The 18,769-nt window shown below is 50.8% G+C and carries 19 protein-coding genes; 8 read left to right on the forward strand and 11 right to left on the reverse strand.

Annotated features, from left to right (window positions below; translation table 11 throughout):
* Positions 1-368 precede the first annotated feature (368 nt).
* On the reverse strand, positions 369-1,595 hold the full coding sequence (locus ACFSW8_RS16045) for a hypothetical protein (protein WP_377088694.1): 1,227 nt from the start codon (positions 1,593-1,595) through the stop codon (positions 369-371).
* 4 nt (positions 1,596-1,599) lie between these two features.
* The gene (locus ACFSW8_RS16050; RefSeq protein ID WP_377088695.1) at positions 1,600-2,202 is read right to left on the reverse strand and encodes a hypothetical protein; all 603 of its coding nucleotides are present in this window, start codon (positions 2,200-2,202) and stop codon (positions 1,600-1,602) included.
* 79 nt (positions 2,203-2,281) lie between these two features.
* Between ACFSW8_RS16050 and folP the strand changes: the two genes are divergently transcribed.
* Entirely contained in the window at positions 2,282-3,127 is an 846-nt protein-coding gene (gene folP / locus ACFSW8_RS16055) for a dihydropteroate synthase (RefSeq protein WP_377088696.1), read from the forward strand.
* Complete coding sequence (locus tag ACFSW8_RS16060; protein ID WP_377088697.1) at positions 3,124-4,026, forward strand: carboxylesterase family protein; 903 nt, start codon at positions 3,124-3,126, stop codon at positions 4,024-4,026. Before folP ends, ACFSW8_RS16060 begins: the two co-directional genes overlap by 4 nt.
* Here ACFSW8_RS16060 and holA read toward each other — a convergent pair.
* From holA to ACFSW8_RS16090, 6 genes are all read right to left on the reverse strand, one after another.
* Complete coding sequence (gene holA, locus ACFSW8_RS16065) at positions 4,007-5,122, reverse strand: DNA polymerase III subunit delta (protein WP_377088698.1); 1,116 nt, start codon at positions 5,120-5,122, stop codon at positions 4,007-4,009. The two genes, ACFSW8_RS16060 and holA, sit on opposite strands and share 20 nt — an antisense overlap.
* A gap of 2 nt (positions 5,123-5,124) precedes the next feature.
* Entirely contained in the window at positions 5,125-5,601 is a 477-nt protein-coding gene (locus tag ACFSW8_RS16070) for a DUF2017 family protein (protein ID WP_377088699.1), read from the reverse strand.
* The gene (gene clpS / locus ACFSW8_RS16075; RefSeq protein WP_377088700.1) at positions 5,598-5,885 is read right to left on the reverse strand and encodes an ATP-dependent Clp protease adapter ClpS; all 288 of its coding nucleotides are present in this window, start codon (positions 5,883-5,885) and stop codon (positions 5,598-5,600) included. The genes ACFSW8_RS16070 and clpS overlap by 4 nt, the downstream gene beginning before the upstream one ends.
* Before the next feature lie 137 nt (positions 5,886-6,022).
* The gene (nadA, locus tag ACFSW8_RS16080; protein ID WP_377088701.1) at positions 6,023-6,961 is read right to left on the reverse strand and encodes a quinolinate synthase NadA; all 939 of its coding nucleotides are present in this window, start codon (positions 6,959-6,961) and stop codon (positions 6,023-6,025) included.
* 233 nt (positions 6,962-7,194) lie between these two features.
* On the reverse strand, positions 7,195-7,809 hold the full coding sequence (locus tag ACFSW8_RS16085; RefSeq protein WP_377088702.1) for a bactofilin family protein: 615 nt from the start codon (positions 7,807-7,809) through the stop codon (positions 7,195-7,197).
* An 87-nt stretch (positions 7,810-7,896) separates the two neighbouring features.
* A complete protein-coding gene (locus ACFSW8_RS16090) occupies positions 7,897-8,724 on the reverse strand; it encodes a tetratricopeptide repeat protein (protein ID WP_377088703.1) in 828 nt (275 codons plus the stop codon).
* A 179-nt stretch (positions 8,725-8,903) separates the two neighbouring features.
* Between ACFSW8_RS16090 and thiE the strand changes: the two genes are divergently transcribed.
* A complete protein-coding gene (gene thiE / locus ACFSW8_RS16095; protein WP_377088705.1) occupies positions 8,904-9,539 on the forward strand; it encodes a thiamine phosphate synthase in 636 nt (211 codons plus the stop codon).
* A gap of 5 nt (positions 9,540-9,544) precedes the next feature.
* Entirely contained in the window at positions 9,545-10,468 is a 924-nt protein-coding gene (locus ACFSW8_RS16100; RefSeq protein WP_377088706.1) for a PfkB family carbohydrate kinase, read from the forward strand.
* A 54-nt stretch (positions 10,469-10,522) separates the two neighbouring features.
* On the opposite strand, the gene ACFSW8_RS16105 is transcribed toward ACFSW8_RS16100, so the two are convergent.
* From ACFSW8_RS16105 to proS, 3 genes are all read right to left on the reverse strand, one after another.
* On the reverse strand, positions 10,523-11,245 hold the full coding sequence (locus ACFSW8_RS16105; protein WP_377088707.1) for a PEP-CTERM sorting domain-containing protein: 723 nt from the start codon (positions 11,243-11,245) through the stop codon (positions 10,523-10,525).
* Positions 11,246-11,338: 93 nt separating this feature from the next.
* Complete coding sequence (locus tag ACFSW8_RS16110) at positions 11,339-12,133, reverse strand: ATP-binding cassette domain-containing protein (protein ID WP_377088708.1); 795 nt, start codon at positions 12,131-12,133, stop codon at positions 11,339-11,341.
* 157 nt (positions 12,134-12,290) lie between these two features.
* Positions 12,291-13,808, reverse strand: a complete 1,518-nt coding sequence (gene proS / locus ACFSW8_RS16115) for a proline--tRNA ligase (protein WP_377088709.1) — start codon at positions 13,806-13,808, stop codon at positions 12,291-12,293.
* 174 nt (positions 13,809-13,982) lie between these two features.
* Here proS and ACFSW8_RS16120 point away from each other — a divergent pair, with 174 nt between their 5' ends.
* The 4 genes from ACFSW8_RS16120 to ACFSW8_RS16135 all read left to right on the forward strand — a co-directional run bounded on the left by ACFSW8_RS16120 (position 13,983) and on the right by ACFSW8_RS16135 (position 18,708).
* Positions 13,983-14,615 carry an Amuc_1102 family pilus-like protein gene (locus ACFSW8_RS16120; protein ID WP_377178768.1) on the forward strand — a complete coding sequence of 211 codons (633 nt, stop codon included), beginning with the start codon at positions 13,983-13,985 and terminating at the stop codon, positions 14,613-14,615.
* A gap of 91 nt (positions 14,616-14,706) precedes the next feature.
* Entirely contained in the window at positions 14,707-16,545 is a 1,839-nt protein-coding gene (gene mul2B / locus ACFSW8_RS16125; protein ID WP_377088713.1) for an Amuc_1101 family PilM-like pilus complex protein, read from the forward strand.
* Between the two features lie 4 nt (positions 16,546-16,549).
* Positions 16,550-17,635 (forward strand): Amuc_1100 family pilus-like protein, encoded by a 1,086-nt coding sequence (locus ACFSW8_RS16130; protein ID WP_377178770.1) that lies wholly within the window; start codon positions 16,550-16,552, stop codon positions 17,633-17,635.
* A gap of 17 nt (positions 17,636-17,652) precedes the next feature.
* Complete coding sequence (locus ACFSW8_RS16135; RefSeq protein WP_377088715.1) at positions 17,653-18,708, forward strand: Amuc_1099 family pilus-like system protein; 1,056 nt, start codon at positions 17,653-17,655, stop codon at positions 18,706-18,708.
* The last annotated feature ends 61 nt before the right edge of the window (positions 18,709-18,769 follow it).

Genomic DNA, 18,769 nt, shown 5'->3' on the forward strand with positions numbered 1-18,769 from the left:
GAGCCATCATGAATTATATTGAAGAAAGTAACCGTGCATCCAAACCTTTCAAGTGGACTGCCTCGGCTGACCAGATCTTTGAAAAAATCGAATCATTTTGCACAGGACTTCGCTGACAGCACACTAGGCGGTGTGGACAAATTGCTTCACCACCCGTTTTTAGATAAGGTGATTGGAGTCAGTTGCCATGCGGCAAAGGGATTTGGGAGGCTGAGGCATCTTTTGTATCTGGCTTCGTTGTCTTCCATGGCGAGGATGTTTATCCACGCCATGAACTCCGCCTTGGCAGATGCAAAATCTACTCTCAGCGGGCGGCAAACCATTTTGTCCACACCGCCTAGTGTGGTGACGGAATTCACAGCTACAGCCTAGTTCGTTTCGAGGGCTTCAGAAATGCTCAACACGACGAGGGGGCCATCTTGATGGATTTGAGGTGGCCTTGGGAGTGTTGAGCTTATTTTTTGGCCATGTTGGTAGAAGTTGGTGGCTGCGTCAGCATTTGTGAACTTCAAGGACCAAGAAGTTGTGGCGGAATTGGGAGTGGCAGTGGTGATGCTCAGGGTGTCTGAATGGAGGTTTTCGACGAGGTCTCGAATGGTGTTATCTGGGAGTTCGAGTTGTTGGAGGTAGGCATCGAGAGTGAGGGCTCCGAGCTGGGTGGAGAGCTGGATGGTTTCGCCTTCTGCGGGGGTGAATGGGGGCGTGGAAAGCGGGCGTTTGAGCATGATTGCCTGCGTGGATGCTCGGTCAGATTTGAGGGTGCTAAGTTGGGCTTCGGCACTAGGGAAGGTGGCTAGATAGGCTTTGGCGTGGGTGTTGGCAAAGGTGGTGATGGCTTTTGGAAGTGGGCTGAGGGCGGCAAAGATTTCACGAGCTTCGGTGTTATCTACCGGGTCAATGAAGCCATTGCGTCTGGCTTGGATGGCGTAGAAGCGATCTTGCAGCAGGGACGCGCGTCCACGCTGGAGGCCGATGTGGCAGTAGAATTGGTCGTCGGTGAGTGTGTTAGAAAGCGGGTAGTACTGGTCTAACAACGAGATGGCGAGGAGTCTGATGAGTCCGGCTTGGTGGTGGGTATTTTCTGGGTCAAAGTGAGGTGCTAGGAGGAGTTCTCCTGAGATATAGTCGTAGGTGCCAATGGCGCCGGTGGTTTCTGCGGCGATGACTTGGCCGATGAAGTTTTGGTTGGGAGGGAGAAGACCGAGGACATCGTAGGCATAGCTTCTCATTTCTAGTCCAACTTCATTGAAGGTACCGAGCCAGAGTTGGCTGGCAGCTTCGTGGAGCATATCTTCGGAGCGTTTGAAGACGGGGGGAGGGGTACGGAAGCTCAGGCCGACATCCTTTTCAACAAAGTCGATGAGGGCGGGATCGATTTCGGTGGTGGCTTCTGCGGAGAGGAGGTTTCTGAGGGCGGCATTATCGTTGCGCAGGCGGTCGAGTTCTTCTTCGAGTTGGGCGATATATTTCGAGTCGCCAGGGTGAATGGTATTGTCTTGTCGAGGTTGTGATTCGAGTTGGCGTTCGACGTAGAGCTTGGTGCCAACGATGAGGGCACCAAAGCCCAGGAGGGTGAGAAGAGCTTCTGGGCGCATGGGTTTAGCGGCCGAGTGGTCTGGAGTTGGGGTTGACGGGGACGCGTTTGAATGGGTCGGCGTCGTGATCGGAGCCGGGTTTATTTTTATCGAGCCAGTTCATGAGTTCTTCGGAGGTTTTTCCAGCTTGTGAGGTAAAGGTGATGGGGGCGGAGCGCTCGCCTTGGGCGTTATAGTAGTATCGGGTAGCGCGGACAGGCTCTTCCTTGCTGGGGTTGTGTGCGAAGGTGCGTTTGACTCGGGCATCGAACATATTTTCGGCGATGAGGCGACCGGTGTCTTTGTGGTAGCCGTAGACGATGCGGAAGAGTTTTTTATTTTTGCCATCGTAGACGATACCGCTGCGGAGGTTACCGAATTTATCACGGCGGTAGATGGTGCGGGAGCGTGTGACTTGTTCCCCGTTGGCTTTCTCAACGTAGGTACGCTTTTGGAGGGTGGTGTTTCCGGCATCGCGTTTAAATTCAGTGGTTGAGCCATCACGGTTTCTTGAGATGCGGGCGAGGTGTTTGGACTTACTCGTTGATTTTCCTTGGGCTAGAAGGTTGGCAGGGGCGCAGGTGATGAGCGCGACTGCGATGAGCAAGAGGCGAGGGATCGTGGTCATGAGGATGAGCTAAGCGACAATTTCGTCAGCTTTCAAGTTTTCAGTTTGCCAGATACGGGCAGAATGTCTTACTAACGGCATGCGCTGGAAAACAAGACGTCGAGTTGTCGATCTCACTGAGAAGGGACTGATTGTGGGGATTTTGAATGTGACACCCGATTCTTTTTCTGATGGTGGGCAGTATCTTGATATTCCATTGGCAGTGCAGCATGCGATTGGGATGTTACAGGAGGGGGCTGAGATTATCGACATTGGTGGTGAGTCGACTCGGCCTGGGGCTGCTAAAGTGACTGAGGAGGAAGAGTTGGCTAGGGTGTTGCCAGTGATACGAGCCTTGCGCGAGGCGAGTAATTGCTTGATTTCCATAGATACGAGCAAGGCAGAAGTGGCGCGTCAGGCGATTGAGGCAGGTGCTGACATTGTCAATGATGTGACAGGTTTGAAGGGGGACGTGAATATGGCGAAGGTCTGTGCGCAGACGGATGTGGGAGTGATCGTGATGCACATGCAGGGGAGTCCCGACACGATGCAGGATCAGCCAGTGTATGAAGATGTTTTACGCGAGGTGCGCAAGTATTTTGAGGAACGCTACCGGACGCTGACGAAATTAGGGGTGAATCCACAATGCTTGTGTTTCGATCCAGGTATTGGTTTTGGAAAGACTCTCGATCACAACTTGCAGTTACTGCATGGGCTTTCGACCTTACAAGTGAACAACAGACCTGTTATGTTAGGGGTTTCTCGGAAGTCGATGATCGGGAAAGTCTTGGGATTAGAGGACGCAGAAGACAGGGATACTGGGACGGTAGCCCTGACGAGTATGGGGCGTCTTGCGGGTGCGCAGCTGCATCGGGTGCATGAGATCAGGAGGAACTATGAGGCGATGCGGATGGCTGAAGCTGTGTTGCACAATGGTGAGGCATGAGAGGGCGCTCAATAGTAGGTGGATTTTTGCTGTGGTTAGTAGTGAGCTACCCACTGCTTGTTAGGGGTGGGGAGGCGCGTTGTGTCAATTTTTTGTATGCGACTGGAGAGGGGGAGAAGGCGGCGGGTTTGTATTTGCCGGCTGGGTATAACGGGAAGGACAGTTATCCATTGGTGGTGTACCTACATGGGTCTGGTGGAGCTGGGGATAATGGTGGAGATGCCTTGGGGCGGTGGTTGAATTCGATGCCAATTATCAAGGAGGCGCTGAAGAAACCGGAGCTTTATGAGTGTTTGATATTGGTGCCAAGATGTCCACGTGGGAAGTTATGGGCACCAGTTCCAGCATCGGCGAAGCAATCTGCGTGGAGGGCGCGCCGGCATGGAGTGGAGGGAAAGACGCCGGATAATGCTGAGGCATTGGGCAAAGCGATTCGTGCAGTGTGTAAGGCATATTCGGTGAACACACAGAAGATTACGATTACGGGTTTTTCAATGGGTGGGGAGGGAGCGCTGCGCTATGCCGGGATGCATGGGGATTTATTTGCTGCAGTGGCACCTGCGGCAGGGACTGCAGCTGTGGTGATGGAAGATGTACCAGCTTTATCGAAGATGGGAGTGTGGATTTTTCAGGGAGAGAGAGATAGGGTGAGTCCAAGTGATCTTGCTCAAGATTTGGTGCAGGCTTTAAAGCAAGCTGGTGGTCAGGTGAAGTATACTGAATATGAGGGAGTCGGGCACGGCTTTGCGCCACGTGTATACAGCGACCGGAAGTTTATCGAGTGGTTACTGGAGCAAGAGAAAGGGGATAAGAAGAGCTCAAGGTCTAGTGAGCAATTTTTTTGCTCACTAGGTTCGGGTGAAGGTTTCGAGCTTGGGGTTAGCGTCGTCGTTGTTTAGCTGAGCTCATGAGTTCGACGACGAGTCTGTGGAGGACCATGCGGTGGTCGAGGCTCGTGGTGACAAGTGAGCGGTCGGCTTCTAGACATGACTCCATGGCTTTCTTGAGAGCTGGGAAGGGAAAGGCTTGAGCATCTTTAGCTGCTAGAAAGAGTGGGTAGGCATTGACGCCGCCTGCTTTTTTTTGGGGGAGCCAGGCGCGATCCATTTCTGGGAGCTTATCGAGTGCGCCGGCAAATGCGTTATAGTTATGGGTGGGGAGCTTTTTATTTTCTCCTGCGGCACGAGCCATGAAAAGGTTTCGGATGGTAGGGATGAGTGAGGCGCGCAAGATGGCGATGGCGGATTCACCGCGGTCGAGTTGTTGGTCGATGAGTTCGAGAGCACGGGCGCCGTCACGGCGTTGGAGTGCGCGGCCGACTTCGAAGACGAGTCCTGCACGGGAGAGTGGGACCATCTGGCGGATATCATCGAGTTCGACGGTGCGTCGGTCTTTGCCAAGGAAGAGGTCGAGCTTATTGATTTCGACATTAATTTGGCGGGTGTCTTCTCCGGCGAGCATGACGAAGAGCTCGAGTGCATCATTGGTGAATTGGAGTTCGAGTTCCTTACCGCGTTTACGGACCATGTGTGCGACTTGTTCTTCCCAGCCGTCTTTGGAGGTATCGAGTTTATTGTGTTCTTCGAGGGTGGCGTTATCTTTGAGCCATTTATAGAAGCTTCTACGTTTATCGATACCAGTGGCAGAGAGGATGAAGGTGATGCCTTCACCGAGGCCAGCTGCGAGGGTATCTTTAAGGGCTTCTACACCGAGTTTGGCACGTTCAGCTTCGCTGGTACGGTCGGAGCCCATGAAGGTGGCGCGCTTGAGCCAGACGATTTTTCCGCCACCGAAGAAGGGGAGTGTTTGGATGGCCTGGATGGTTTCTTGGGAGATTTCGTAGGCGTGCTCGGCGTTATCGGCATTGCCATCGATGAGGTCATTGGCGAAGTCGTCACCCTCTTCAGGTTTGAGTTTATTGAAGAGGCGGAGGGCGGCTTCAGCGCAGGCTCCATCGTCGGTACCATAGAACGCGTAGATGTTGCTAGCAGGCATACTTAGTCGAGGATGTATTCCAGCATGATGGACTGGAGGCTAGTGTAGAAGTGGTAGCGGATGAGGGCGGCTTTGAGGTTCGGGTTTTCGAACTCTAGAGCGTCTTGGTCATCGGAGTCATCGTATTGGCTGACTTCGAAGCGCTCTTCTAGTGAGAGGCGTGCTTGGTTGATAGCGCCGAACCAGATATCGGCTTCATCTGCTTTGATAAAGAGAGAGCCGGTGAGGTCGGGGTTTTTCTCTGCGGTGCTGATGGCACGTGAGACGTGGAGGACTTGCTCGTTAAATTGTTCGCTGAGTTCTGGGGTCATGAGATCAGCCCAGTCGTCATCGGCGCACATGTAGAGGGAGAGTTGTTCCGCGAGTGGCTCGTCAGGCATTTGGCTGGCATCTGTGCAGATCATTTCTAACACAAGCCAGTCAGTGGGGTTTTCAGCATCGATTCTGAGGCTGCGATCGAGTGTGGGTGCGACTCTCATTTTGCTTTTTGAATCGTGGCTTTAAGTTGGTGGGAATGGAGTTGTTGGACGTAGAGTTCGGCTTGTTCTTTTTCGCCGGTCCAGACGATAGATTTGCCAGCGTTATGGATTTCCAGCATCAGTTTTTCTGATTTTTCTTTAGGGTATCCGAAGACGCGTTTGAGGACGAGGGTGACGTAAGCCATGAGGTTGACTGGGTCGTCAAAGATGACAACAGACCAAGGAGGGGTGGTCTGGGTTTTGGATTGTACTTGAGTGTCGGTACCTGTGGATTCCGCTGTCATGTGGAAGGTATCTTGGCTGGTTGTCTATCAGGCTTCAACCATTATTCCGCTGGAGTATCTAAAAGGATGGGGGCGGACACAAAAAAAGCACACCACCTGAGGAGGTGGTGTGCTAGAAGAGGTGCGGGAAGTGTTTTTTACTTCGATTGTTCGAGCATGCGGATGATGGGGGCTTCTGCGCGTTGGCGGATCTCCTCGGGCATTTCAACTGTGGGGGTGAGGTTGAGGAGGCAATCGCGGAGTTTCTCCATGGTATTCATTTTCATGAAGTGGCAGTCATTGCAGGCGCATTTATCTGTTGGGCCAGCGATGAGGTTTTTATCCGGGGCTTCTTTCTGAAGGCGGTGGAGCATGCCAGATTCGGTGACAACGATGATGTCTTTGACTGGTGCATTTTTGCAGAAGCCGATCATTTTTTCGGTTGAGCAGACTTCGTCGGCGAGCATGCGAACGGCGGTGGTGCACTCGGGGTGTGCAACGACGAGCGCCTCTGGGTATTCTTCCTTGATTTTGTTGATGGAGTTCTGGGTGAACTCGACGTGCACGTAGCAGGCGCCTTGCCAGAGGTCCATTTTACGACCAGTTTGTTCCATGACCCAGGCGCCGAGGTTGGCATCGGGGACGAAGAGGATAGGGCGGTCAGCGGGGGCTTTATTGACGATATCGATAGCGTTACCTGAGGTGACAATGACATCGCAGAGAGCTTTTACGCCGCCTGAGCAATTGATATAGGCGATGACGTAGTAGTTCTTTTCTTTATTCGCTTCGAGGAATGCCGCGAGGTCCTCGGCTGGGCAGGATTCCTCAAGTGAGCAACCCGCGTCGCGGTCTGGGAGAACGACAGTTTTGTTAGGGTTGAGGATTTTAGCGGTTTCGGCCATGAAGTGGACACCGCAGAAAGCAATGACGTCGCAGTCGGTCTCTTGAGCTTTATAGGCGAGGCCGAGCGAGTCACCGACGTAGTCAGCGATATCTTGGATTTCTCCGACTTGGTAGTTATGGGCAAGAATGACGGCGTTGCGTTCTTTCTTGAGTTGGAGAATTTCTTCTTTGAGGTCGATAGCGGTAGTGGCCATGGATGTATAGAATTCGGTAGGCGGGTTCAGATGACTTGTGCTGTAGTGCGGGGGGGAGGAAATTACAAGTGTTCTGAGGGGTAGTGGTAAAGGAAAACGGACAACCCTGGTGAGGGTGTCCGTTTGAAATATTTAGATATCTAGATCTAGTTGCTTATTTGGCCGAGAGCCCGGTGAATCAGCATTCTGGGTGGGTTTATGCACCGGTTTCTTAGCAGTGGGCTGCTGAGAGTTTAGGATGCTGCGGCCGTCTTCTCCTTTTTTGCAGGAGCGGATGCAGCGGGCTTGTTAGGTGTTGTCTGAGCAGGCACTGAGCTAGGCGCACCGACAGTGGACTTGCCGACGAAGATTGCACCCGCTTCGATGGAGAGGGTGGCAGCCTTGATGTCACCGACGAGTTCTGCATTTGCTTTAAGTTCGACGCGGTCTGCTACGGTGATGTTGCCGTGAACTTTACCGTAGATGACGACGGAGCGGGTGCGGATTTCAGCGCGAACGCGAGCGTTTTCACCTACAGTGAGTGAGCCATCAGAATCGATTTCACCTTCAATTTTGCCATCGACGACGAGGTCATTGGTGAAGCGGACTTGACCTTTGATTTCGACATCGGAGCTGAGCATATTGCGTCCACTTCCTGCGGCGATTTGGGAAGTATTGGATTGTTGTTTTGGGCGTTGCTCGGCGATTGGCTTTTGTGAGGACTGTGGGCGGGTTTCAGAGGCAGCTGGGGAGCTCGCAGATGGAGCTGTTTGGGAGCTTGCGCTTTGGGAGCTGCTGGATGGTGATGGAGCGCCCTGATTTGGAGTGCCTTCGTTTTGGTTGCTGATATATTTTTTGAATACAGACACGGCTGGTATTTAATTTCTGATGGTTATGAATGGGTTCTTCGTTTGTGGCGAAGAGTGATGAGGAATATTTTGGGGCTACCCTATAGCTTACTCAGCGACTTGTGAATTTTTTTCGTCTTTTTCTTCGCTTGTTGCAGATTCTTCTGCGGCGGGTTCAGCGGGAGTGTTTGGAGTGCTTGCATCGCTGGGGTTGCCATCTTGTGGCTGAGGAGTTTCAGCGGGGGCTGGTGTGACCTTTTTCTCAACTTCTTTAGGGGCATTGGCGCCGAGGAAGCGGAGGCGGTCGCTAGCGATGGACTTGTAGGCCGAGAACTTGTTGATGGTGTCGTTATTGGTAGCGGCGTCAGAGTCCGTGATGAGGTCGGTGACGGCTGTGTAGTATTCTTTAGCGCGAGCGATGTCGTTATTTTGTTGAGCGATATCGCCGAGGCCGATTTGAGCGGCTGGGGTGATGAATTCAGCATTGTCCATATCGAGAACGGAGGCGAGTTGGGCTTCCGCTTCGGGGAGTTTGCCTTCGTTGAGGAGGCGCAGACCTAGGCTTGTGGTTGCGGTTGGTATGGCGGGATGGTTCGGATAGGTGCTGATGAAGTTTTGCAATTCAGCAATTGCCTTTTCGTTAGACTCTTCCGCTTTCGTGGATGCGAGGAGGAGAGATGCTGCGCCCGCGGAGGCTGTATTTCCGTGTTGGCTGATGACAGCTTCGAGTTCACTGGGTTCTACTGCGGCAGTGAGTGCTTCACCTGCCTGAGCTTTGATCATGTCACTGTAGCCGGTGTAGCCGACATAGCCGAGCACGCCGAGAAAGATGACGATGGCGAGAGTCATGAGGAGTTTCTGGTTTTCCTCGAGGAAAACTTCAAATTTTGATGGGCCGTGATCGATTTCGGCAATTGGTGTTGGTGTATCGTCCATTTGTTCTGCGTGGTGGTAAGAATCTGAGGGGCATCTTGCAAGAAAGAAAGCCCGATTGGCGGAGGAAAATCACTGAGTTTGGTGTGCGTTCTGTTGGCTGGGCTTTGTTTTGGATTGAAATGCTGGAGCAATGGTCTAGATCGTATCCAACTAGCACAAGCTCTGGCTGGTAGGTATTTATGAAATCTAAACTAAAATGTGCGACTTTCTATGGGATTGTTGATCTTGGTTATGTGAAGCCAGAGAGAGTAGCTGAGGTTGCGCGAGGTTTGATAGAGGGTGGTGCGGGAGTGGTTCAGCTGAGGGCGAAGGGTGTTGCAAAAGAGGAAGTAGAAGAGCTGGCGAAGGAATTACAGGAGGTTTGTCGTGAAGGAGGTGTCCCGTTCATCGTGAACGACTATCCTGAGATCGCTTTGAGAGTGGGTGCGGATGGGGTGCACATCGGGCAAGATGATGGGAGTTTGGCGGGGGTGCGTGAAGTGGTTGGAGATGAGATGATTGTGGGGCGTTCAACGCATTCGCCGGCGCAGGCTGAGGAGGCGATGTTAGAAGGTTTTGACTACATAGGGTTTGGGCCATTATTTCCGACCCCCACGAAGCAGGGGAGGCCGGGGATTGGCATGCAGGATGTGGCAAGGGTGCAGTCGTTGGTTGGTGGGAAGATTCCGGTGTTTTGTATTGGTGGGGTGCGACGCGATAATTTATCAGAGGTTGTTGCTGCGGGGGCAAAGCGCGTGGTGGTAGTGTCTGATGTATTATTGGCCGACTCGGTATGCGAAGCGTCTTCTGAGGTGGTTAGAAAGCTAAACGAATAAAATTTATGAAAAAGAAATCTGTAATTGTGGGTGGCACTATTGCCATTGATAACGTGAAAACGCCGAGTGCTGAAGCTAGCAATTTGTTAGGTGGTTCTGCGGCATATGCGTCATTGGCGACAAGTTTTTACCATGACTCTGTGAATTTGGTTGGAATTATTGGGCATGACTATCCGCAAGAACATTTGGACATGCTTTCAAGCCATGGGGTGAACTTGGCGGGAGTTGAGCGTTCTGACAGTGCTTCCTTTACTTGGTCTGGCGAGTACATGGAGAACATGAACGATCGCGAGACGCATGCGGTTGCGTTGAATGTGTTAGAAGGGTGGGAGGTGAAGGTGCCGAGTGAGATTTCAGAGAGTCAGATTGTGGTCTTAGCGAATATGTCACCGGAGAACCAACTGCAGATGCTAGAGGGTTGTGAAAGTGCTGAGCGCTATGTGATAGCGGACACGATGGATTTGTGGATAGCGATCGCGACTGAGAAATTGCATGAGGTGTTGGAGAAGATTGATTTGTTGGTGATCAATGAATCTGAGGCGCGCGAGTTTGCGCAGACATCAAATTTGGTATTGGCTGGCGAGAGGTTGTTAGCGAAGGGGCCTGAGCATGTGATCATCAAGTTAGGGGAATTTGGGGCGATGTTGTTTGCGAAGGGCGGAGAGGTATTTCGTTGTCCGGCGTGGCCATTGCGTGAGGTTGCAGACCCGACTGGTGCTGGTGATTCCTTCTTAGGAGGGATGGCTGGTTATCTAGCGAGTTTGGACAGTGTGGCCTTTAGTTTTGATGATTTACGTCAGGCGATGGTTCGCGGGACGGTGGCAGCAAGCTATACCTGCGAGGCATTTTCCACCCAGAAGCTTCAGTCTATTGAGCGGGCCGATTTGGATGCGCGTATGGAGAAGCTCAAAGCTATTTCTACTTGGTAGAGGTATCCAGTCTTCCTGTGTGAGGGGTGGATAAGTTTTTCTCAAATCACGTACTCAGGACTTTCTCATTCGGCGCATCAAGCATAGGGGTGCGCCGATGAGGAGGAGGGCTGCGCTGGAGGGCTCGGGAATGGCGGTGACGCTGATGTCGACGTTGTATTTGACGGTTCGGAGTCGGTAACCAGCGCTGCTATTGGTGTCGAATTCGATGTCGAAGCCTGAGACTTCAGTGCCAAAGTTGACGTCGTTAGCATTTTGGCCCGGGGTGCCGTTGAGGATGTAGAGTTCAGAGGCATCGTTGAAGTCCCCCATTGTGAAGCCCGTGATGTCAAAGTCGGTGACGGAGCCTGATGAGCCCATGGCGGCGCCAGTGAGAGTGAGTGTGGCGCCGGTGATGAGGATATCAATTTTTTCGTCAGCGGCGTTGATTGTATTGTTACTAGCGCCAGATAGGTCGACGCCGAGTTTGTGGCCATTTTGGCGGATGACGCCGGTAGTGTTGCCAGTGGGTCTGTCGACAATGGCTGTGAATGTGACTTCTAGGGTGTCGTTGACGAGGTCACCGTCATAGTCGTTTTCGGATAGAGTGTGTGTGATGGTGAGAGTTTGAGTACCTAGGCCAGAGGAGGTGATGCTGGTAACGTTTGAGGAGGCATTGGTAAGGTTTGGTCCGTAGCGACCTTCAGCATTAATGGAAAAGAGGGTGGTGGCTGCTTGGGAGGCGCTCAGTAGGGAGAGTGTGACGAGTGTGGCTAGAGTTGAAGTTCTATCTATCATAACAAATAGGGGAGGCTCACAACTATGGAGTTGGAGTATCCTATTTGTATTTAGTGGGAGAGAGTTGTGTCAATGATCGAATCCAGGGGGAGCTTAGGATTCGAGGTGGGGGATGGCGTCTAGTAGGCGTTTTGTATAGCTGTGTTCTGGCTCGTTGAAGACGCGCTCGGAGTCACCATATTCGACGATTTCACCTTTATACATGACAGCAATATTGTCTGCTAGGTAGCGAACGACGGAGAGGTCGTGAGAGATGAAGATCATGGTGAGGTTGAGGTCTCTACGCAGGTCGAGGAGGAGGTTGAGGATCTGTGACTGAATGGAGACGTCTAGTGCTGAAACTGGTTCGTCAGCAATGATGAGTTTTGGTTCAGGAGCGAGGGCGCGCGCGATAGCGATACGTTGGCGTTGACCGCCGGAGAATTCATGCGGGTATTTTTGCATGAATGAGGGATTGAGTCCGCAGCGTTCCATGAGGGCGACTACAGCTTCGGTGAGTTTAGATTTATTTTTCTTTAAGTTTGGGTGGCGTTGGGTGAGTGCTTCTGCGAGTGTGGAGAAGATGGTCATGCGTGGATTGAGTGAGGCATAGGGGTCTTGGAAAATCATTTGAAAATCCAGACGGTGTTTACGCACTTCGCTTCGGGGGAGTTTGGTGAGGTTGAGTCCCTCTAGGGTGATATCCCCTTCTGTGGAGGGGATGAGTTGCATGATAGTACGGGAGAGGGTGGATTTTCCGCAGCCAGATTCACCGACCAACCCGAGGATTTCACCTTGCTTGATACTCAGAGTAATCCCGTTGACGGCCTTCACGGTGTCGACTTGTTTAGTGAAGATGAGGCCTTTTTTCACTGGGAAGTGAGTTTTGACGTCTTTGAGTTCTAGCATAATATTTTGGCTACGCCGAAGTCAGGGGTTATAAGTCAAGTGTCATTAGGCTTGGCTAGTTGCTGACTAAAGCTGATTTGGTTAGTTGTGTGGATGGGTTTGAGTGTGCTGGGCCATTAACTCATTGATCAATGACCCATGACGAGAGCGCAGCGATCTAATAGCTACGTCCCCAGATGGCGCGGGCTTTCGTGGTTTTGCCTGTGAGGATGCAGGGGGCTTCGTCTCCGTCTTGTTGGTCGAGTGGGAGGCAGCGGATGGAGATTTTGTGTTTTTTACTCAAGGTCTCTTCTTCCTCGGTAGTGCCGGCCCAAGGGGTGACGAGCCAGCCAGGTTGGTCGGATTGCCAGTGTTTTTCGAATTCGGCGAGGTCGGAGCATGTGTGCGTGTTTGCGTCACGGAAGTTGGTGGCACGTTCTAGGAGTGCATCCTGCACTTCTTGGAGTGTGTTTTCTACATTTTGAAGGAATTCTTCCTTATCGAGGAAGGTTTTCTCGTTAGCGGCTTGGTCGCGGCGTTGGAGGCAGACTTTGCGGGATTCGAGGTCACGGGGGCCGATTTCGATTCTGAGTGGGGCGCCTTTTTTCACCCATTCCCATTTTTTCTCACCGCCACGCAGGTCGCGCTTATCGACGTGGGCGCGGATTGGTTCACCGTGGAAGTCTTTACTACGTAATGTTTGAGCGAGTGCGAGGCAGGCGTCGATAACTGCGTCGCGGGTGTCTTCTTTGGGGGTGACTGGGATAATGACGATTTGTTGGGAGGCAACGCGTGGAGGCATGATGAGGCCATCGTCATCTGAGTGTGCCATGATCAGTGTGCCGATCAGGCGGGTAGAGACTCCCCATGATGTGGTCCATGCGTGTTGTGTGGAGCCATCACGCGCAGTGAATGAGATATCTTGAGCTTTGGAGAAATTTTGGCCTAAGAAGTGAGAGGTTCCCGCTTGGATTGCTTTTTTGTCTTGGACCATCGCTTCGACAGTGAGGGTCATGTCGGCACCGGGGAAGCGTTCGGCTTCTGATTTTTCTCCGGGAATGGTTGGGATGGCGAGGTGCTCGCGAAGGAACTTTTCGTAGATGCTGTGCATCTGGCGTGTTTCTTCAATGGCTTCTTCTTTTGTTTCGTGAGCTGTGTGGCCTTCTTGCCAGAGGAATTCTGCGGTGCGAAGGAACATGCGGGTGCGCATTTCCCAGCGCATGACGTTGGCCCATTGGTTAATCAGGAGAGGGAGGTCGCGATAGGATTCAGTCCAACGCGAGAAAGCTGCCCCGATAATTGTTTCGGAAGTTGGGCGGATAACGTAGGGTTCGTTAAGTTCGCCGGCTGGTTCCATTTTTGTGCTGCCATCTTCTTGCTTTGTTGCTTCGAGACGGTGGTGTGTGACGACGGCGCATTCTGTGGCGAAGCCTTCGGCGCATTCAGCTTCCTTTTCAAAGTAGGAGAGAGGGATGAGGAGTGGGAAGTAAGCGTTCTGGTGGCCAGTTTGTTTAAAGTACTTATCTAGCTGTTGTTGGATATTTTCCCAGAGTGCGTATCCCCACGGCTTGATGACCATGCAGCCACGTGTTTCAGAGTTTTCTGCAAGGTCCGCTCCTTTGACGACTTGTTGGTACCATTCAGGGAAGTCTTCTGAGCGTGTAGGTTGGATTGCTGTTTTCGCTTGCTTGGCCATAGGAGACGGGGTTTAGCGTCTGGAATCGCTTTGGGCAAGGGTGGATGGTTGTGAAATCGTTTTTGCCGATTTCGATGCTTATATTACAGGATTTGAGATCTTTCATTTTTTTGTATATTTATACTCGCCAAGTGGGGTTAGGCTTCGTTAGTTCTATGGGAAGTCCTATTACCTATGAAAAAATCCAAACTCAAAATGCTGTGTTCTACAGCGCTCGTAGCGGCACTATCAATGGCTGCTCCACTATATGGTCAGGCAGGAAATGCCGAAGCGTCAGATCCAAAATTTGATACATTGCAGTCTCCAGTAGTTGGGGGGAATACAGAGCGTAAGAGCTGGAAACCAAAGGATTGGCTTGAGGCTGAGGTGAAGTTTAAGGTTGAGATGCCGAAGACTTATAGGCAGAGTTTTGTCGATAGTGTCACAGTAAAATGGTATGTGGCTGTCAAGCCGGAAGGGTCCAGGGATGTATACATTCTAGAGAAGGAAGTTGAGCACGTGAATGTACCTGTGGGTGAGGATGTGTATTCCTCGGTATACTTGTCGCCCTCAGCAATTAAACGCATCAGTGGAAGTGATAGAGCGAGTAAAGGAGTTATCGAAGCTATTGGAGGTGAGGTGATAGTTAATGGGACAACCAGAGAATCGAATAAGAAGCGCTATTTTGCATACGGTGAAAAAGTTGGTTGGTGGACTAAGACTAAGGCGTCTAGGCTTGATCGTGTTCCGTTGCTGAATAAGAACGAGACACCCTTCAAGTTTTTGTGGTGGGACCGCTATGCTGAAATCAAGCCAGAGCGTCGCTAGTTCGGTTAGTTAAGTTCCGCAGAACGGCTCGCGACTCATTTTGTACGAGTGCGAGCCTCATTTGATCATTTGTTAAACACTACACAATATTATGGCTGAACCGCAGTCCATTATCACACTTAATATTGGCTCGCAGACCGTGAGTATGGGCCGATTTTCCCGCTCTAAGGACGGTGGGTTAATCCTCAAAAGCTACGAATCGACAGCGATACTAGCAGATCCAGCAGCAGAGATGACTCGCCTTCCTCAGGTGAAGTTAGCTGTTGGAGAGCTCGCTAACAAGATTGGGCTTTCTAAGGATAAGATCGATTATGCAATTTCTGGGCAATCTGTTTTCACGCGCTTTGTGAAGTTGCCTATGTTAGAGGACGACGATCTCGAGCAGTTGGTGGCGTTTGAAGCGCAGCAGCATGTTCCATTCCCGATCAATGAAGTTATATGGGATTGGCAGTTACTTGAATCACCTGGTTCTGAACGTGAGGTGGTTCTAGTAGCTATCAAAGGTGACGCCTTGGATGAGCTGAATGATTGTGTGAGTGAAGCAGGTCTGAAGACTGGCGATGTGGACACCTCACCCATGGCATTGGCGAATGCATTTCGTTACAACTATGGTGACAGCGAAGAGACGAGTTTGTTAATTGATATTGGAGCTCGTACCAGTAACTTGATCTACATTGAAGGTAAGCGTGTATTTACCCGCAGTATTGCGATTGGTGGTGCAGCGATTACCAGTGCGATTTCGAAGGAATACAATGTTTCCTACATGGAGGCTGAGTCCCAGAAGGTAAGTAATGGAATGGTGGCCTTAGATACGCGCCACACTTCACAGCTTGATGAACTCACTGGTGCGTTAGCGACATGTATTCGTACGGCATTAAATCGCATGCCTGCGGAGATTGCGCGTACGACGAATTTCTACCGAAGCCAGCATGGTGGCAGTGCTCCGACACGCGTTTATCTAGCTGGTGGTGGTGCGAACTTGCCGCGCATTGGGGATTTCTTCCAAGAAAAGTTACGTTTGCCTGTTGAATTCTTTAATCCGCTGAAGCGCATTTCAGTGGGGCAGGAAGTGGACGTGGATAAGGTTTCCACGCAAGCCCATCAGTTAGGTGAGTTAGTTGGTGTGGCGTTGCGTTCTGTTGACCGTGCGCCCATCCAGATTGATTTGGTGCCAGAGGTTGTGCAGGCTGAACGTGATGAGAAGCGTCGCAGACCATTTTTGATTGGAGCAGCTGCCGTGACTTTAGCAGCCTTTGGTGTCATGTACGCAGGTAGTTCTTCGAAGGCGGGTGACGCTGAGCGCAAGCTTGCAAGTGTGCAAAAGCGTATTAAGGGCTTAGAGCAATACTCGAGACCAATAGAAAAGCAGGTAAAGCGTGAGGAGGTGATTCAAGCATTTGCGGATCAATTTGTTCAGGCTCATAATGGGCAGAGGTATTGGTTAGAGTTAGTGGATGATCTAAAGCAACGATTTGGTTCCACGCATGTGTGGGTCACGGATATGAGCCCATTGATTAATTTCAAGGTGGGTAGTGAGAAGCCGGCTGAGGAAGCTGTGCGTAGTGATTTTGCGAGTCTTGCGTATGGTGCGGAAGCGGCGGTGGAGCCTAAGTTAGATGAGCCGGCAACGATTGGTAAGAACAATCGTCCGAACCCGAATTACGTGGCCCCTATGATCAATGCAGTTCGCATCAAGGGGTTGTGGAGGGGAGCAGGTGGGGCCTCACGAGTGAACGAACTTGTGAAGAAGTTGACCTCTGAATCGCCATTTTTCACACTGGAGATCACTGACGAGAGTGGTCCTAGACCCGTTACTCGAACCATGACGCCAGCGGAGTACTCTGAGATTGAGAGCATGCTCAAGGAGGAAGAGTACGCAGCTACCTTCACGGTTACCATTCCACTTAAACAACCATTACCACTCCAATAAAGAAATGAGCTGGATACAGGAAAATAAATTTGCGGCCGCTTTAGCAGGGGTCACACTCGTCGGTTCAGGAGTGCTTATCTCTCTCTCAATGGGGAAAGGTGATGACTTCAAATCAGCAAAGACGCAGTTGAAGAAAGCCTTGAAGCAAGAAGCTGAGCTTCAAGCTGTGCAGCCCTACCCGAATCAGGCAAATTTGGCAAATAAGACAGATATTGTGGACGACTACTCTCAGGCGTCACGGGATCTTGGTGCTAAGTTTGCGGCTTATAAGCCTGATGCGAAGGTGGTGGAGGATTTTGCTCCAGATAGGTTTAGTAAGATTGTTAGTGAATTTCGCGAGCGTCTTGACGAGAGCTTTAAGGGGAATGACGTAGAGTTGCCTGAGCGTTGTGTTTATGGTTTCGAGGCGTATGCGAGCAAGTTTCCACGTCCTGAAGCGACTGGTGAGCTCAACTATCAAGTGCAAGCGACAGAATGGCTTTTGGGTGAATTGGCTAAACAAAAGCCTGAAGCATTGTTAAATGTTGTTCGTAAGAAGTTGGAGGTTGAGTCTGCACCGGCACGTCCGGCGACGAGAAAGAATAACAGACGTGCTGCAGAGGTGGAAGAAGAGGAAAAGGCACTCATTGAGATGCCTATGGAGCTTACTTTCCGTTGTACTGAGGCCGAACTTTCTGAATTCTTATCTGTGATTGCTAATACAGAAAAGTACCCTTTTGTGATTCGTGCTGTGCGTGTCCAAAACGAGCGCATGACTCCGCCAACTACTGGTGATGCCAGATTCGAGACGCCAGCGGCACCAGCAGCTGATGATAGTTTTGGTTTTGAAAACTTTGTCATTGAAGAGGATGTCGCCGAAGGTGAAGAGGGGGCGGAAGTGACTGAAGAGGCAGTAGAAGTAGAGGAGCAAGATGTGCCAGAAGTGGCAAATGACAACGATGATACTCGGGTTATCTTGCCTATTCTTGGAGCAGAGAAAGTGAATGTCTTCCTCAAGTTAGATCTCATCTTATTGACAGGTAAGGGAATGCCTTCCCTCGATGAGATGAAGAAGGAGGCAAAAATCGAAGAAACTAGCAATGCTGGTTAAACACACAGATTGATACAATGTCTTGGATAAAAGAAAATTATGAGAAGGCTGCACTAGGTGGTGCGGCAGCGATCTTAGTCGGTGTGGTGGCTACTAGCGTGTTTGGTGGTGGAGATAAGCCGAGTGATAAGCAGTTGAGCTTTGATCGCAATGATGATCCAGGTACGGAGAAGTTGGCTGAAATTTCATCAGTGTTAGAAGCGCGAGAAAAAACAGCAATTATTCGTCCTAAGGTGATCGATGGTCGTGAGGTTGATCTTTTCGTAGGGCAGAAGCTTTATGTAGCAGAGGGTTCAACGACCCCGCTTGATCCTTATGAGAGTAAGAACATTCATGAGGGGATTGCCAATGAGTGGTGGCGCAAGCATGGGATTGACCCAAGTTTTGCGAATGCACCTGAGCGCGACTTTGATAAGGATGGGTTCACTAACCGCGAGGAGTATGATGCTCAGACGAATCCCGCTGATGCCACGAAGTATCCATCACCACTCTCGAAGGTTGTCGGCAACGAGGCATTGGTATTTAAGATGCAAATGCGTTGGAGTTCCTTTGATGCAGACTCTATCACTCTCTATTACCGTGATAACAATAGGGAAAAATTTAATGAGCGTGTTCAGCATGGTGCGAAGTTTTTCTCTGCTGACAATGCGAAGATTAAGAACAAGGGCTTAGAACAACGTTTTGTTCTCGGAGCAGGATCTCAGAAAGTTCAAGACCCGAATGGACGTGAGCAAGATGCTTACACTGTTACTGATACAGACCCGCTCTATAAGGGAACTGATAGAGAAACATTTACTTTGCTCAGAAAGGGGGCATTTGATGGCGGACATAATGAAGTTCAGGATCGTTCAGTGAAGCTCACACTGCATGCTTTGGGCAAGGAGGGGGAGCCATTTACTGTGCGCGAATTCGAAAAATTCTCGCTTCCTTATGATCCTAAGGCCGAAGTTAAGCCTTATCGTGTGGCGAGAATCACGCCAGTCATCGGTCAGAAGGAAGTTTATACTGTCGAGCTTGAAGGTGAGATTGACGGCAAGAAAGAGTCCAAAACCCTTACAGTACGTAGGAACTGATAGTGTTCACTGTTAGTCCCTGAAAAATCATTTAAGCAAAAATTACAAAAAAGATTCTCAA

Source organism: Rubritalea tangerina, assembly GCF_042683245.1.
GTDB classification, from domain to species: Bacteria; Verrucomicrobiota; Verrucomicrobiia; order Verrucomicrobiales; family Akkermansiaceae; genus Rubritalea; species Rubritalea tangerina.